Source organism: Leifsonia sp. RAF41 (genome assembly GCF_052114085.1).
GTDB lineage: Bacteria > Actinomycetota > Actinomycetes > Actinomycetales > Microbacteriaceae > Leifsonia.
Map to the genome: position 1 here is coordinate 2,978,527 of NZ_JBFREB010000001.1, position 15,807 is coordinate 2,994,333.

A 15,807-nucleotide genomic window follows, 5' to 3' on the forward strand; every position below is an offset into this window, starting at 1 on the left:
TTCTTCGCTGAAACGGGTCTAGCCCATCCTCACAGTACGGCCTCCGGGGCCACTGTGACTCGCCACAGCGTCCAGCCGCTCCCGGAACGCTCGACGTCGCGTCCAACCGTCGAGCCCCTTCGCGGATCCTCGTGCGCGAGCTTTCGAATCGGTACGCCCCATGAGGGCACGCGCGGCGTTCAATGGAGTGAGATCAGGGCCGTATCCCGAACGGGAAGGAGTGGCCGATGGCTGAGCCGCACATCGTCATCCTGGGAGCAGGGTTCGCGGGGTTCGCCCTCGCCCGCGCGCTGCGACGGGACGCCGCGTCGAAACGCCTCCGACTCACCGTGGTTGACCCGCAGCCGTACCTCACCTATAAACCGCTGTTACCCGAGGTGGCCGGCGGCGAGACACAGGCGGCCAACAGCGTTGTGCCGCTGCGCCGCCAACTGAAGCATGTCGACTTGGTAGCCGGTTCGGTGGAGTCGGTGGACACAGTCGCGAAGGTGGCCGTCGTGCGCGTCCTCGACGGCACGGAGAGGGCGCTTCGGTATGACCACGTGGTGTTCGCTCTGGGCGCGGTGACCAAGACCCTGCCCATCCCTGGACTCGCCGCCAACGCCGTCGGTTTCTCGAGCGTCGAGGAGGCTGGATACCTTCGCGATCACGTGCTCGAGCGCATCCGCTTCGCGGCGGCGACGGCTGACCCGGAGGCGCGACGACGCGCACTGACATTCGTCTTCGTCGGGGGCGGTTACACCGGCGTCGAAGCGATCGCTGAGTTGCAGCGTCTCGCGTCCGCCGAGTTCGGCAGGTACCGGAATCTGGACGGCGAGCGGATGACCTGGCTGCTGGTCGAGGCGGCGGGCCGGATCGCGGCGGAGCTCACCGAGGCGCTCTCCGCTTGGACGCTGCAGCTGCTACGCCGGCGCGGCATCCGGGTGCTCCTGGACACCGAGATGAACTCGTGCGAGGACGGCGACGTCGTGCTCAGCAACGGTGAGACCCATCCGTCAGACACGATCGTGTGGGTCGCCGGCATCAGGCCGAATCCCGTGCTGGAGCGTACGGACGTCCCGCGCGGGAAGAAAGGCCATGTGCAGTGCGCCGCGACCCTGCAGGCGGTGTCCGCCGACGGCACACCGGTCGACGGGGTGTGGGCGCTCGGAGACGACGCGCAAGTGCCCGACCTGATGGCTCCCAGCCAGCCCGCGTACTACCCGCCCAACGCGCAGAACGCAATCCGGCAGGCCAGCGTGCTCGCAGACAACCTGCGTCGAGCACTCAGCGGTCGACCACTGGTCGAATACCGGCACCGCTCGCTCGGCACGCTGGCCAGCTATGGCGGCATGCACGGGGCGGCGGTCGTCCGCGGGGTGCCCCTCCGGGGGTTCCCCGCGTGGGCCGTCGACAAGGTCTATCACGCGATCGCCCTTCCGAGCGTGGGTCGCCGGTTCCGGCTGGTCCTCGGCTGGATCGGAAACGGGCTCACACCGCGGGACGACGCCCCGGTGAGCGCGTTCCCGCAGCCTCGCGAGCGCTTCCGAGAGGCAGCTCGCGAGCAGTCCGAGCCCTGAGGTCGCCGAGAGGCAGCTAGGAGCCGCTCGCCCGCGCCGCCCATCGGTCGTCGCGATGGGCCGTTGACGCGCGCCCCTCGAAGCGTTGGATGGCGAGGGGGAGCCGAACGACAAGGAGAGACCATGACGACCGTGAGCGAATTCGTGATCGAGCGCATCCGGGAGTGGGGCGTGCGACGCGTCTTCGGATTCCCCGGAGACGGGATCGGGGAGTTCGACGGTGCACTCGGCAAGGCGGAACGCGCCGGAGAGGGCCTGGAGTACATCCGGCCGACGCACGAGGAGATCTGCGCCTTCATGGCGACGGCGCACGCCAAGTTCACCGGCGAGGTGGGCGTGTGCATCGCAACCTCCAGCCCGGGCGGCTTTCACCTCATCAACGGGCTGTACGACGCCAAGATGGACAACCAGCCGGTGGTCGCCATCGTCGGCCAGCAGGGCCTCGACTCGCTGGGGACCTTCAACCAGCAGGAGAGCAACCTCGAGCGGACGTTCTCGGACGTCGCGGCGTACGTGCAGACCATCGTCTCGCCCGCCCAGGCGCAAGCGGTGGTGGACACCGCCTTCCGCACGGCGATCACCCGCCTCCAGCCGACCGTGATCATCCTGCCTCACGACGTGCAGGGCCAGAAGATGGTGGAGCCGGGCGCCGAGATGTGGCACTCCCGCTCCAGCGCCGTCGCGCCCTCCACCGCCATCGCACCGCCGGAGGAGCAGCTTCGGGCGGCCGCCGACATCATCAACGCCGGCGAACGTGTCACCTTCCTGGTCGGGCACGGCGCGAACGGCGCGACGGCGGAGGTACTGGAGGCGGCGAAGCTCGCCGGCGCCGGCATCATCACCAGCCTGCGCGGCAAGCAGGTGGTGCCATCCGACGTGCCGTTCCACACCCAGCAGCTGGGCCTGCTCGGCTCCCGCGCGAGCTACCTGCAGATGAAGGACTGCGACACCCTCGTCCTGCTCGGCACCAACTACCCGTACGGGCAGTTCCTGCCCGCGACCGGGCAGGCGCGCGCCGTCCAGATCGACCTCCGGCCTGAGCAGCTGGGCCTGCGATACCCGACCGAGGTCAGCATGTGGGCCGACGTGAAGACGGCGCTGGCTGGACTCATCCCCCTTCTGACGCGGAAGGACGACCTGTCATGGCAGGAGAAGGTCGCCAGCGACATGGCGAAGTGGGACGACGAGCTCACCGCGCAGGCGGAGCAGGTCTACGACGACGGCGTGAACCCGCGCCGCGTGTACCAGGAATTGAACAAGAGGCTCCCGGCGGGCGCGGTGGTCACCGCCGACGCGGGAACCAGCGCCGACTGGTACGGCCAGTACATCCGCCTCCACGACGGGATGCTCGGCGACCTTTCCGGACGGCTCGCGAGCATGCTTGCGGCGATGCCGTACGCCGAGGCGGCCAAGTTCGCGTACCCCGATCGCACCGTGGTCTGCACCATCGGGGACGGCGCCTTCCAGATGCTCGGCATGAACGAGCTCATCACTCTCAAGAAGTACCTGTCGCGCTGGTCCGACCCGACATTCATCGTGCTCGTCCTGCACAACGACGATCTGACCCAGGTGTCGTGGGAAATGCGGACGGAGGACGGCAACCCGGTCTGGTCCACCTCTCAGGACGTCGAATCGGTGGACTACGCCGGTTGGGCGCGGCTGCTCGGCTTCAACGGCATCACCGTCACCGGTGATGACGATGTCGCGGCGGCGTGGGATGCGGCGTTCGCCCACCGCGGGGTGACCCTGATCGACGCGCACACCAGTCGCAACGTCCCGCCGCTTCCGCCGCACATCACGGCCGAGTTCGCGGTGAACACCGCCAAGGCGCTGATGAAGGGTGACCCGGAGGGACTCGGAGCGATCAAGGACTCGGCCGTATCCCTCGTCACGGAGGGAGTGGAGCGCGTCAAGAGCGCCGTGCGGCGCGATCACGACGGCGACGACGTCCAATAGGAAGGCCGGGATGCGGCGGGGTGCGCAAAATCGCGCAAGGCTTGCGGCCCCGCAAGGCTTTCACGGTAAAAAGGAGTCGTGAGCGACGAGGAACAGGTCGATGCAGCCCTGCGAGCAGCCGATGTGCTGATGCACGTCGCCGCACGCTCGGTGATGGAGGTCGAGCACCTCGTCAGCTCGCCGCAGCTCCGTGTGCTGGTCTTCATCGCGACGCGCGGCCCACAGAACCCGGGCGACATCGCGGTCGAGTTGGGCGTCCACGCGTCGAACGCGACGCGGACCAGCGAGAAGCTGGTGCGCGCCGGACTCCTCGAGCGGCGCGAGGATCCGCAGGACCGGCGCTACGTGCAACTCACCCTCACGCGAGAGGGCGAGAAGCTGGTGGAGCGGGTGATCGCGCACCGGCGCAACGCCCTGGCCGAGGTGTTCGCAGCGATGGATCCGGCAGACCGCGAGGCCGCCGCACTGTCGTTCGCCGCGTTCGCCGCCGCCGCCGGCGTCGAGCCCTCCGAAGACGGCCGCTTCACCCTGAAGCAGCCCGCCTCCCACTGACAAACGCCCACCGTCGAGTCCGCGAAGACTGCACACGCCAGGCGGCGTGTCTGTGCAATCTTCGCGGACTCGGCGGTGGGCGGAGTGCGCGCGGGCGGTTACTGCCCGAGGGTGAGGAGGACGTCGTCGCCGGGGGCAGCGGGGACGAAGTCCGCGGCGATCTCGGCGCGACCGAGGAGCTCGGTCATGCGGCGCTGACGCTGCTTCGGGATGAGCGTCACGACGGTGCCCTGCTTGCCGGCGCGGCCGGTGCGGCCGGAGCGGTGCAGGTACGTCTTGTACTCGTCCGGGGCGTCGGCCTGGATCACCAGGTCGATGTCGTCGACGTGGATGCCGCGGGCGGCGACATCCGTCGCGACCAGCACGTTCACGCGACCGCTGGTGAGCTGGGCGAGATTGCGCGTACGGCGGGACTGGTTCAGGTCGCCGTGCAGGCTGACGGCCGGAATGCCGGCGTCGTCCAGCTGGTCGGCGAGCATCTCGGCGAACGCGCGGGTGCGGGCGAAGACGAGGGTCTTGCCGTCGCGGTCCGCGAGCTGCTCGATGATGGCGCCCTTGTCGCGGTGCTCGATGACCAGGACGCGGTGGTCGATGGTCGAGGACTGCTGGTCCTCGCCCGCCACCTCGTGCACGGCCGGGTCGACGAGGAACTCGTCCACCAGCTTGGCGACACCCGAGTCGAGGGTGGCCGAGAAGAGCAGACGCTGGCCACCGTCGGCGGTGTGACGCAGGATGCGCTGCACCGGCTCGAGGAACCCGAGGTCGCACATGTGGTCGGCCTCATCCAGGACGGTGATCTGCACCTCGCTGAGGTCGAGTCGGCCCTGCTCGAGGAGGTCCTCGATGCGGCCCGGCGTGCCGATCACGATATCGACGCCGCGCTGCAGCGCACCGACCTGGCGACCCTGCGGGACGCCGCCGTAGATCTGCGTGGTGAAGAGACCGACGCTGCGGGCGATCGGCTGCACAGTGCGGTCGATCTGGAGCGCGAGCTCGCGCGTCGGCGCGAGGATGAGCGCCCGCGGGGCGCGGCCCAGCTGGCGCTTGCCACCGGCCTTGCCGGACTCGGCCCACAGCTGCATCAGCCGCTCGGCGAGCGGGGCACCGAAGGCGATCGTCTTGCCGGAACCGGTGCGGCCACGTCCGAGGACGTCCTTGCCGGCCAGCACGTCGGGCAGGGTGGCGGCCTGGATCGGGAACGGCTTCTCCGCCCCCAGGTCGGCGAGCGCACGGACGATGTTGCCTCCGAGGCCGAGGTCGGCGAAGGTCACGCCCTCGACATCCTTGGCCTGGATGGCATCGGCCTCGAGGCGATCGAGGACGACATCCTCGGTCGGCGTGAAGGCCGGCTTCTCGTCGCGCGACGGGTAGAAGGAGGAGTCGCGACGCGGTCGCTCGGCACGGTCGTCGAACTGGCGGCGCGGACGCTCGTCGAAGTCGCGACGCGGACGGTCGCTGCGGTCGCTGAAGTCGCGACGCGGACGCTCGGCACGGTCGTCGAACTGACGGCGCGGACGCTCGTCGAAGTCGCGACGCGGACGCTCCGTACGATCGCTGAAGTCGCGACGCGGACGCTCGGCACGGTCGTCGAACTGACGGCGCGGACGGTCGTCCTGGTCGCGACGCGGACGGTCAGTGCGGTCGCTGAAGTCACGGCGCGGACGCTCCGCGCGGTCGTTGAAGTCACGACGCGGGCGCTCGGCGCGGTCGTCGAACGAACGACGCGGACGCTCATCCTGATCACGACGCGGACGCTCCGTGCGGTCACCGAAGTCACGACGCGGACGGTCGGCACGGTCGTCGAACTGACGGCGCGGACGGTCGTCCTGGTCGCGACGCGGACGCTCGGCGCGGTCGTCGAACGAGCGACGGGGCCGGTCCTGGCGCTGCGAACGGTCGTCCCATTCGCGCTCGGTGCGGCGGGCGTCCTTGCCGCGGGGCTCCCAGTTGGGGCGGTCGCCGCGCGAGCTGGCGCCGCGGCCGGAGCTGGCGCCGCGGCCGGAGCCGCCGTCGCGGGAGGAGCCGCCGTCGCGGCCGGAGCCGCCGTCGCGGGTGCCGTACGTGGAGCGGCCGCGAGCGGCCCGCTCCTCGGTGCTCCAGCGAGCCTTCTTGCCGTCGGCCGGCTCTTCGGCGCGGTAGCCGCGGTGCTTGGGGCTGCGGCTGCCGCTCTTGGGGGCGGCGGAGCGTGAGGGTTGCGATCGTCGTTCGTTGCTGAATCCGGGCATGGATGTGCTTCCTGGGTTATGTCGAGTGCTCGGCGGCGCGCGTAAACGCACCGAATGAATCCCGGGCGAACTGTGTCCGGGGCCGTTCACGATTGTGTGATCTGCACCGCCTATCGGGTGCAGAACCGGCCCACTTGACTGACAAACCCATCCGCGCAGATCGCGCAGTGTCAAGAGCCGACTTCCCTACGATAGCGGATGGATGCTGAGAACGGGCTGCCGATCGCCCTCCGCACGGGAGCAGCTGCGGGGTATACAGGGAGGTATGAGCGCAGGCACCTCCACGGACAGGCTGGACGCGATCGTCATCGGTTCGGGTCCGAACGGTCTCTCCGCTGCGGTCACGCTCGCGCGCGCCGGCCTGTCGGTGCGGGTCTACGAGCGCAACGCCACCATCGGTGGTGGCCTGCGCACCGAGGAGGTCACGCTTCCGGGCTTCCGGCACGACATCTGCTCGGCCGTCCATCCGCTCGCCTTCGCTTCCGGTTTCTTCCGGAAGTTCGGCCTCGAGAAGCGCGTGCCCTTCGTGGTGCCCTCGGCGTCGTACGGCAACCCCCTCGACGGAGGGCGCGTGGCGATGGCGTACCTGGATCTCGAGCGCACGGCCGACGCGCTCGGAGTGGACGGCCCCGCCTGGCGGAACCTGCTCGGCCCTCTGGTGCGCGAGGCGGACGCCGTGGCGCAGTTCACGGGGTCGCAGATCGTGCAGGTGCCGCGGCATCCCCTCGTCGCTGCCCGGTTCGGTCTGACGGCACTCGCCCAGGGCGGACCGTGGTGGGATCTGCCGTTCCGCACGGAGGCTCCCGGCGCCCTGCTCTCCGGCGTGTTCGCGCACACCACCCTTCCCCTGCCGAGCCTTGCGGGCGCAGCGGCGGGCCTCACGCTCGCCACGTATGCCCACGCCCGCGGCTGGCCCATTCCGGTGGGTGGCAGTCAGGCGATCGCGGAGGCGATGGCCGCGGATGTCCGGGCACACGGCGGCGAGATCGTCACGGATACCCAGATCGACTCACTGGCCGACCTGCCCGACGCGCGGGTGATCGTCTTCGACACCCACGTCGCGACCGCAGCGCGTCTCGGAGAGGACCGGCTGCCGGCCGGGTACCTCCGGCGCATCTCCCGCTTCCGCGACGGCAACGGCGTCTTCAAAGCCGACTTCGCCCTCTCCGGGCCCGTGCCGTGGACCAACCCAGAGCTCTTCGAAACAGCGACCGTGCACCTGGGCGGCACTCGCCGCGATGTCGCACGTGCCGAGAATGCGGTGGATGCCGGACGCCACAGCGAGCCCCCGTACGTGCTGCTCTCCCAGCCTTCGCTCTTCGACCCGACGCGCGCGCCGGCGGGCAAGCACGTGCTGTGGACCTACACGCACACGCCGCGCGGATCGACGGAGGACCGCACCGAGGCGATCATCCACCGCATCGAGCAGTTCGCGCCCGGATTCCGCGACCTGATCATCGGAACGTCAACCATGAACGCCGTGCAGATGGAGCAGCACAACCCGAACTACATCGGCGGCGACATCTCGGCCGGGGCCCCCGACTTCGCGCAGCTCGTCGCGCGTCCGGTGCTCTCGTCCGACCCGTGGCGCATGCCCGGCCGCGGACTCTACCTCGCCTCCGCCTCCGCTGCCCCCGGGCCTGGCGTCCACGGGCTGGGCGGCTACTATGCGGCTCGCAGTGCGCTGCGCCACGAATTCGGATTCACCCGGATGCCGGACCTCGCGCCCGGTCCCGGCCAGACCATCCCAGCACCGGACGCGACGCTCGTGCCCGACGCCATCCATCCCCACACCCTCCCGGAGCAGTGAACATGTCCGTCAACGTCCGCCGCATGGCCTGCACGCCCGAGCAGGTGTTCGACGTCCTCGCCGACCCGTGGGTGTATCCCACCTGGGTCGTCGGCGCCTCCCGGCTGCGCGCCGCCGACGACCGCTACCCCGCGGTCGGCTCGCGCCTCCACCACTCGATCGGCGTCTGGCCTCTGGTGCTGAACGATGAGACCCGCGTCGACGAGTGGGACCCTCCGCGCCGGATGGTGCTGGAGGCGAAGACGCGCCCGTTCGGCACCGAGCGCGTCATCATCGACGTGAAGCCGCGCGGCGGGGGGTGCATCGTCCGTATCGAGGAGCACCCCCACACCGGCCTGGTCACACGACTTCCCGGTGTGATTGCGGACGCGCTGCTGCACGTGCGGAACGCCGAGGCACTGCGTCGGCTGGAGTGGACGGCGCGAGGGCGCGCCGCCCAGTAGCGACGCGCCCTCGGACCCGCGTGCGGCTCGTGCTAGCCGGCCGAGACCGCTCGGGTGCCTCGGTCGCGCGTCGACTCGGTCCGCATGGACTCGGACCGCGTCGACTCCACCGCGATCTTGCGCGGCTTGGCCCGCTCGGCGATCGGGATCATGACGCTCAGCACGCCGTTGTCATACGACGCCGTGATCCCGTCCGGATCGACGTCGTCGCCGATCGTGAACTGGCGCAGGTACGCGCCGTACGGGCGCTCCTGCGCGAGCCACCGTGCGCCGTCGCGGTCGGCGGCGCTGCGGACGGCGCGGATGGTCAGCAGGTGGCCGTCGACATCCACATCCACCGACGCGGGGTCGGCCCCGGGCAGGTCGGCGTTCAGGATGTAGCGGTCACCTTCGCGGAACAGGTCGACCGGCATGATCCGCGGCTGGCGGCTGGTGTCGAAGACGCTCTGCGCGATCCTGTCCAACTGGGAGAAAGGATCGAACGACATGGCCATTGGATGTACCCCTTCCTTCAATTGAGCTGATGAGAGGCGCTTTGTGCCCCCTTTCGGCCACAGATATTAGCACTCCTACCCGGAGAGTGCCAAGACAAAAACCACCGTGTCAACCCGCTTCCGACGGGTGCCGGTGCGGCCTATCGTGCGCTGTGTTCCTCGAGCAGAAAGGACCCATCGTGGCCGTGAGCGAGACCAAGACGAGTACCAAGACCAGCGCCAAGAAGGGCGCACCCAAGACCGCCGCCGTGCGACGCACCAGCGCCGTCGGCGTCGCCCCGACCCGGCGAGAGCACGCGGAGCACGGCTTCGTCGCCTCGACGGAGCTCGCCCAGAACTTGCAGCGCGTGCACGTCGACCTGATCGAGCTGCACCTGCAGGGGAAGCAGGCACATTGGAACGTGGTCGGACACAACTTCCGCGACCTGCACCTGCAGCTCGACGAGATCGTGGAGGCCGCCCGCGAGTTCAGCGACACGATCGCCGAGCGCCTCCGTGCCCTGCACGCCACTCCCGACGGCCGCAGCGCCACCGTGGCCGAGCAGACCAGCCTCCCCGAGTTCCCGAACGGCGAGGTCGAGACCGGGGAGACCGTCGACCTCATCACCGAGCGGCTGGAAGCCGTGGTGCGGACGATGCGCGACGTGCACGACGACGTCGACGAGGAGGACCCGACATCGGCCGACCTGTTGCACGCCATCATCGAGCGTCTCGAGCAGTACGCCTGGATGGTCAGCGCCGAGAACCGGACGCCCAGCCGGGCCTGACCCCTTCGTGAGTGGATGCGGCGGGCGCCCTGGCGGCGGCCGCATCCATCCACGTAATACGACGGACACATGCCGCGGCTACCATCGGGCGCATGCCGACCGAGATCCGCCCCGAGCCGCCGCGACAGCCCGACATCGAGCAGCTGCTGCGGCTGAGCGACGACTTCGCGCTCGGGCTCTATCCCGCCGACAGTTGCTACCTGCTCGATGTGAGTGAGCTGGAGAAGCCGGGCGTCACGCTGTTCGTGGGCCGGAGCGACGGGCGCGCACTCGGCATCGCGGCGCTGGTGGTCGATCCTGGTGCACCGATGTACGCCGAATTGAAGCGGATGTTCGTGCACGCGGATGCGCGCGGTCAGGGCCTGGCGCGCGGGCTGCTGGCAGCCGTGGAGGCGGCGGCCGCCGAAGCGGGGATCGCCGAGCTCCGCCTGGAGACCGGGCCGCTGCACGACGCGGCGATCGCGCTGTACGAGAGTTCGGGTTACGAGCGCATCCCGAATTTCGGCGCCTACGTCGACGGCCAGTTCTCTATCTGCTACGCGAAGCCACTGGCGGTCACTGCCCGCTGAGAGGCGTCGAAGACACGCGCCACCAGACGCACCTTCCTTCGTTTCCCGAGTGGATCAGCTCCCCCGGATACGGCGGGACAGCTCCGCCGCCGCGTCGCGCACCCGCGCGGCCAGCGCATCCCACCCCTCCGCCGGTACGTTCTCGCGCGGGAACGTGACCGCGATGCCGGCCGCCGGCCACCCGGCGTGGTCGCGTACCGACACCGCGACCGAGGCGAAGCCCGGCGTCACGTCGCCGTCCTCCGTGGCATAGCCCCGCTCGCGCGCCTCCGCCACGACGCGGCGGAGCTCGGCGTACGAGTGCGGGCCGGAGCCGGTGCGGTCCTCGAAGGCGCCGGAGTCCGGGTACAGTGCGCGCAGTTGCTCACGGGGCAGCGTCGCGAGCAGCGCTCGGCCACTGGCGGTCAGGTGCGCCGGGAGCCGGACCCCCACATCCGTCACCAGGCGCGGCCGGCGCGGCGCGCGCTCCTCCACGATGTAGACGACATCTCGTCCGTGCAGCACGGCGACGTGGCCGGACTCGCCGAGCGCATCCACCAACGCCGCGACGATCGGGCGGCCGAGCCGGCTGAGGGGTTGCTGCCGAGAGAATCCGCTGGACAGCTCGTACGCTGCGACGCCGAGGCCGTAGCGTCTCGCCTCCGGGAAATGGAGCACGAAGCCGTGCTCGGTGAGAACGGCGAGCAGGTGATACACGGTGGAGCGGGGGAGGCCGAGCGCCGTAGCGATCGCGGCCGCCGGGACCGGCCCGCGCTGCGTGCCCAGGTAGACGAGGATCCGGAGCGTGTTCTCGGCCGCGGGAACCTTGCTCATCGCATCCACCTCCGCCCTCGGTGCGCCGATCGCGGCACTGCTTGCGCTGTCTGGGATCCCGGACACCGAGCAGCCTACAGCCGGCGCGCGCGACGATGCCGCGCCGCGAAGATCGGAGCATGCTCCAGACCCAGACCCTCGTGACCGTCGGCGCCGGCCCCCTCAGCGTCGACGACGTCGTCGCCGTCGCCCGCCACGACGCCCGCATCGAACTCGACGCCGAGTCCCTCGCCGGCGTGGCCGCGTCTCGCGCCATCGTGGAAGCGCTGGCCGACGACACGGAGCCGCACTACGGGATCTCGACCGGGTTCGGGGCACTGGCCACCACGTTCATCCCCGGCGACCGTCGCGCCCAGCTGCAGGCCAGTCTGGTGCGGTCCCACGCCGCGGGCTCCGGCCCGGAGGTCGAGCGTGAGGTCGTGCGCGCGCTGATGCTGCTGCGCCTCTCGACGTTGATGACCGGCCGCACCGGCGCCCGACCGCAGACGGTCGAGACGTATGCCGCCCTGCTCAACGCCGGTGTGACCCCCGTGGTCCACGAGTACGGCTCGCTCGGTTGCTCCGGCGACCTCGCGCCGCTCGCGCACTGCGCCCTCGCGGCCATGGGCGAAGGCCGGGTGCGGGTCGACGGCGAGCTCGTGGACGCGGCGGACGCGCTGGCGGCTGCGGGCATCCGACCGGTCGTCCTGGCCGAGAAGGAGGGCCTGGCGCTCATCAACGGAACCGACGGGATGCTCGGGATGCTGGCGCTCGCCATCCACGACCTGCACGGTCTGCTGACCGACGCCGACATCGCTGCGGCCATGAGCGTCGAGGCGCTGCTCGGGACCGACGCCGTGTTCGCGGACGACCTGCAGCGGCTGCGGCCGCAGGCGGGCCAGGCGGTCGCCGCGGCGAACATCCGGACGATGCTCGCCGGCTCGCCCATCGTCGCCAGCCACAAGGGCCCGGAGTGCACGCGCGTCCAGGATGCGTATTCGCTGCGCTGCTCGCCGCAGGTGCACGGCGCCGCCCGCGACACGCTTGCGCACGCCGAGCTGGTCGCCGGCCGCGAACTCGTGTCGGCGGTCGACAACCCCGTGCTGACCCTCGACGGCCGCGTCGAGTCGAACGGCAACTTCCACGGAGCGCCGGTCGCGTACGTGCTCGACTTCCTGGCGATCGCGGTCGCCGACGTCGCGAGCATGTCGGAGCGCCGCACCGACCGCTTCCTCGACCCGGCGCGGAACCAGGGACTGCCACCCTTCCTCGCGCACGAGGTCGGCGTCGACTCCGGACTGATGATCGCGCAGTACACCGCGGCCGGTATCGTCTCCGAGCTCAAGCGGCTGGCGACGCCCGCGTCGGTGGACAGCATCCCCTCGTCCGCGATGCAGGAGGACCACGTGTCGATGGGATGGGCGGCCGCCCGTAAGCTGCGCCGCGCCCTGGACGGCCTGGCCCGCGTGATCGCGATCGAGGTCATGACCGCCGCCCGCGGCGCCGACCTACGTGCACCGCTCCGGCCCGGCCCGGCGACCGGCGCCGTGATCGCCGCCCTGCGCTTGACGGTCCCCGGCCCCGGCCCCGACCGCCACCTCTCCCCCGAGATCGAGGCCGCCTACGTCCTCGTCACGTCCGGCGCCCTCCGCGCCGCCTCCCCCCTCCCCTGACCCCACAATCGCTTCCTCACTTAATCCGCTGAAACGCCGTCGTGGCGCGGACTAATCGAGGAAGCGATGAATCGTCGAAAGGAAATCGAGAACGATGGATGGAGCACGACCGGTTCGCGCTGCACGCGGCACGGAGCTCAGCGCCAAGAGCTGGCAGACGGAAGCGCCGCTGCGGATGCTGATGAACAACCTCGACCCCGAAGTCGCAGAACGGCCGGACGACCTCGTCGTCTACGGCGGCACCGGGCGGGCGGCACGCAGCTGGGAGGCGTTCGATGCGATCGTCGCCACCCTCCGCGACCTGGAGGCGGACGAGACGCTGCTGGTGCAGTCCGGGAAGCCGGTCGGTGTGTTCCGTACCCACGAATGGGCGCCTCGCGTTCTCATCGCCAACTCCAACCTCGTCGGCGACTGGGCGACGTGGCCCGAGTTCCGCCGCCTGGAGGCGCTCGGGCTGACGATGTACGGCCAGATGACCGCCGGATCGTGGATCTACATCGGCTCGCAGGGCATCCTGCAGGGCACCTATGAGACTTTCGGCGCGGTAGCGCGCAAGCTCGCCGCCCGGCAGGGTGGGTCCGACGAGCACAGTGGCGGGTCGCTCGCGGGCACTCTCACCCTGACCGGCGGATGCGGCGGCATGGGCGGGGCGCAGCCGCTCGCGGTCACGCTCAACGGGGGCGCCGTCCTGATCGTGGATGTGGACCGCTCCCGCCTGCAGCGCCGCGTCGACCACGGCTACCTCGACGTGCTCGCCACCGACCTCGACGACGCCGTCGCGCAGGCGCTGGCCGCCAAGGATGCGGGTCGGGCCGTCTCCGTCGGAGTGGTGGGCAACGCCGCCGAGGTGTTCCCCGAGCTGCTGCGCCGCGGCGTTCCGATCGACATCGTGACCGACCAGACCAGCGCGCACGACCCGCTCTCGTACCTCCCCTCCGGCTATGGCGTCGCGGAGTGGCACGACCGTGCCGCCGCCGACCCCGAGCGGTTCACCGAGGACGCCCGCCGCTCGATGGCCGCCCAGGTCGAGGCGATGGTCGGGTTCCAGGATGCCGGCGCCGAGGTGTTCGATTACGGCAACTCGATCCGCACGGAGGCGCAGTTGGGCGGCTACGATCGCGCGTTCGACTTCCCCGGCTTCGTCCCCGCCTACATCCGGCCCCTCTTCGCCGAGGGCAAAGGTCCGTTCCGCTGGGTGGCGCTGAGTGGCGATCCCGCCGACATCGCCGCGACCGACCGGGCCGTGCTGGAGCTGTTCCCGGAGGACGAGCACCTGCGACGCTGGATCACCCAGGCCGGCGAGAAGGTGCACTTCGAGGGCCTTCCGGCGCGCATCTGCTGGCTGGGATACAAGGAGCGGCACCTCGCCGGGCTGCGGTTCAACGAGATGGTCGCCTCGGGCGAACTCTCCGCCCCGATCGTCATCGGCCGTGACCACCTCGACTCGGGCTCGGTCGCCTCCCCGTACCGGGAGACCGAGTCGATGGCCGACGGCTCGGACGCCATCGCCGACTGGCCGCTGCTCAACGCGCTGCTGAACACCGCGTCCGGCGCGACCTGGGTGTCGCTGCACCACGGCGGCGGCGTCGGGATCGGACGCAGCATCCACGCGGGCCAGGTCGTCGTCGCCGACGGGACGCCGCTTGCCGCCGAGAAGATCGAGCGGGTGCTGACCAACGATCCGGGCACGGGCGTGATGCGGCATGTCGACGCCGGCTACGACCGCGCGGTGGAGGTCGCCGAGGAGCGCGGGCTGCGCATCCCGATGCGTGAGCAGACCGCGACGCGGCGATGACGGCGACCCTGGTCACCGGGATCGGCGAGCTGGTCACATTCGATCCCGCGCATTCCGGACCACTCGGGCTGGTCGAGGACGCCGCGGTTCTGATGGTGGACGGCCACATCGCCTGGACAGGTCCGGCATCTTCGGCGCCGAACTCCGACGCCGACGCGGTGATTGAAGTCGATGGCGCGGCCGTGATCCCCGGCTTCGTGGACTCGCACACGCACCTCGTGTTCGCCGGTGACCGGGCCGCAGAATTCGAGGCGCGGATGGCGGGGCAGCCGTATACCGCGGGCGGAATACGCTCCACGGTCGCGGCGACGCGCACTGCGACGGATGACGCGCTGCGGTCACGGCTCGCCGGCTTCGTCGCCGAGCTCCGCACCCAGGGCACGACCACGTTCGAGGTCAAGAGCGGGTACGGGCTCACCGTCGCCGACGAGGAGCGGCTGCTCCGGCTGGCGCGCGAAGTGACCGACGAGACGACCTTTCTCGGCGCGCACGTCGTCCCGGACGAGTTCGCCGACGACTCCGACGCGTACACCGACCTTGTCACGGGCCCCATGCTCGATGCCTGCGCTCCGTACGCGCGCTGGATCGACGTGTTCTGCGAGACGGGTGCCTTCACGGTCGAACAGGCCCGCCGCATCCTGACCGCAGGTGCTGCTCGCGGGCTCGGTGTCCGCCTGCACGCCGCGCAACTCGGCCCGGGCGACGGTGTCGCTCTGGCGGTCGAACTGGATGCGGCGAGCGTCGACCACTGCACCTACCTGAGCGATGACGATGTGGAGCGGCTGGCCGCCTCCGACACCGTCGCGACGCTCCTCCCGGGCGTCGAGTTCTCGACCCGGCACCCGTACCCGTCGGGCCGACGGCTGCGGGATGCGGGAGCCACGATCGCGCTCGCGAGCGACTGCAACCCGGGTTCGTCCTTCACCTCGTCGATGCCGTTCTGCATCGCGCTGGCGGTGCGTGAATTGGGGCTCACTCCCGCCGAAGCGCTCGAGGCCGCCACCCGCGGCGGTGCGGCCGCGCTGCGCCGTGACGACGTCGGCCACCTCCGGGTGGGTGCCCGAGCCGACCTCGTCGTCCTGCACGCCCCCACCTACGTGCACCTCGCCTACCGTCCCGGCGTCCCCCTCGTCGCCCGCACCCTCCACGCGTAGCTAGCCGCCGCTAGCGAG

13 protein-coding genes are annotated in these 15,807 nt (G+C 70.6%); 10 read left to right on the forward strand and 3 right to left on the reverse strand.

Annotated elements, in window-relative coordinates; genetic code table 11:
• The first annotated feature begins 227 nt into the window (after nucleotides 1-227).
• The 3 genes from AB4Y74_RS14475 (at nucleotide 228) to AB4Y74_RS14485 (ending at nucleotide 4,067) form a co-directional block, all read left to right on the forward strand.
• Entirely contained in the window at nucleotides 228-1,559 is a 1,332-nt protein-coding gene (locus AB4Y74_RS14475) for an NAD(P)/FAD-dependent oxidoreductase (RefSeq protein WP_441799759.1), read from the forward strand.
• 123 nt (nucleotides 1,560-1,682) lie between these two features.
• The gene (locus tag AB4Y74_RS14480) at nucleotides 1,683-3,515 is read left to right on the forward strand and encodes a thiamine pyrophosphate-requiring protein (RefSeq protein WP_441799760.1); all 1,833 of its coding nucleotides are present in this window, start codon (nucleotides 1,683-1,685) and stop codon (nucleotides 3,513-3,515) included.
• A gap of 78 nt (nucleotides 3,516-3,593) precedes the next feature.
• Complete coding sequence (locus AB4Y74_RS14485) at nucleotides 3,594-4,067, forward strand: MarR family winged helix-turn-helix transcriptional regulator (RefSeq protein ID WP_441799761.1); 474 nt, start codon at nucleotides 3,594-3,596, stop codon at nucleotides 4,065-4,067.
• A gap of 98 nt (nucleotides 4,068-4,165) precedes the next feature.
• Here AB4Y74_RS14485 and AB4Y74_RS14490 read toward each other — a convergent pair whose 3' ends face one another.
• Entirely contained in the window at nucleotides 4,166-6,292 is a 2,127-nt protein-coding gene (locus tag AB4Y74_RS14490; RefSeq protein WP_441799762.1) for a DEAD/DEAH box helicase, read from the reverse strand.
• Between the two features lie 265 nt (nucleotides 6,293-6,557).
• Here AB4Y74_RS14490 and AB4Y74_RS14495 point away from each other — a divergent pair, with 265 nt between their 5' ends.
• Together AB4Y74_RS14495 and AB4Y74_RS14500 are read left to right on the forward strand one after the other, a co-directional pair.
• On the forward strand, nucleotides 6,558-8,102 hold the full coding sequence (locus AB4Y74_RS14495; RefSeq protein WP_441799763.1) for a phytoene desaturase family protein: 1,545 nt from the start codon (nucleotides 6,558-6,560) through the stop codon (nucleotides 8,100-8,102).
• Nucleotides 8,103-8,104: 2 nt separating this feature from the next.
• The gene (locus AB4Y74_RS14500; protein WP_441799764.1) at nucleotides 8,105-8,545 is read left to right on the forward strand and encodes an SRPBCC family protein; all 441 of its coding nucleotides are present in this window, start codon (nucleotides 8,105-8,107) and stop codon (nucleotides 8,543-8,545) included.
• Between the two features lie 32 nt (nucleotides 8,546-8,577).
• Here AB4Y74_RS14500 and AB4Y74_RS14505 read toward each other — a convergent pair whose 3' ends face one another.
• Complete coding sequence (locus AB4Y74_RS14505; RefSeq protein WP_441799765.1) at nucleotides 8,578-9,039, reverse strand: Hsp20/alpha crystallin family protein; 462 nt, start codon at nucleotides 9,037-9,039, stop codon at nucleotides 8,578-8,580.
• A gap of 179 nt (nucleotides 9,040-9,218) precedes the next feature.
• Between AB4Y74_RS14505 and AB4Y74_RS14510 the strand changes: the two genes are divergently transcribed.
• On the forward strand, nucleotides 9,219-9,806 hold the full coding sequence (locus AB4Y74_RS14510; RefSeq protein WP_441799766.1) for a Dps family protein: 588 nt from the start codon (nucleotides 9,219-9,221) through the stop codon (nucleotides 9,804-9,806).
• A gap of 92 nt (nucleotides 9,807-9,898) precedes the next feature.
• Nucleotides 9,899-10,375 carry a GNAT family N-acetyltransferase gene (locus AB4Y74_RS14515; protein WP_441799767.1) on the forward strand — a complete coding sequence of 159 codons (477 nt, stop codon included), beginning with the start codon at nucleotides 9,899-9,901 and terminating at the stop codon, nucleotides 10,373-10,375.
• 54 nt (nucleotides 10,376-10,429) lie between these two features.
• Here the strand turns inward: AB4Y74_RS14515 and AB4Y74_RS14520 are convergent, their stop codons facing one another.
• Nucleotides 10,430-11,188, reverse strand: coding sequence for an IclR family transcriptional regulator (locus AB4Y74_RS14520; RefSeq protein WP_441799768.1), 759 nt, complete (start codon nucleotides 11,186-11,188; stop codon nucleotides 10,430-10,432).
• Nucleotides 11,189-11,307: 119 nt separating this feature from the next.
• Between AB4Y74_RS14520 and hutH the strand changes: the two genes are divergently transcribed.
• From hutH to hutI, 3 genes are all read left to right on the forward strand, one after another.
• Nucleotides 11,308-12,840 (forward strand): histidine ammonia-lyase, encoded by a 1,533-nt coding sequence (gene hutH, locus AB4Y74_RS14525; protein WP_441799769.1) that lies wholly within the window; start codon nucleotides 11,308-11,310, stop codon nucleotides 12,838-12,840.
• 94 nt (nucleotides 12,841-12,934) lie between these two features.
• Complete coding sequence (gene hutU / locus AB4Y74_RS14530) at nucleotides 12,935-14,635, forward strand: urocanate hydratase (protein WP_441799770.1); 1,701 nt, start codon at nucleotides 12,935-12,937, stop codon at nucleotides 14,633-14,635.
• Nucleotides 14,632-15,789, forward strand: a complete 1,158-nt coding sequence (gene hutI, locus AB4Y74_RS14535; protein WP_441799771.1) for an imidazolonepropionase — start codon at nucleotides 14,632-14,634, stop codon at nucleotides 15,787-15,789. Before hutU ends, hutI begins: the two co-directional genes overlap by 4 nt.
• Nucleotides 15,790-15,807 lie beyond the last annotated feature (18 nt).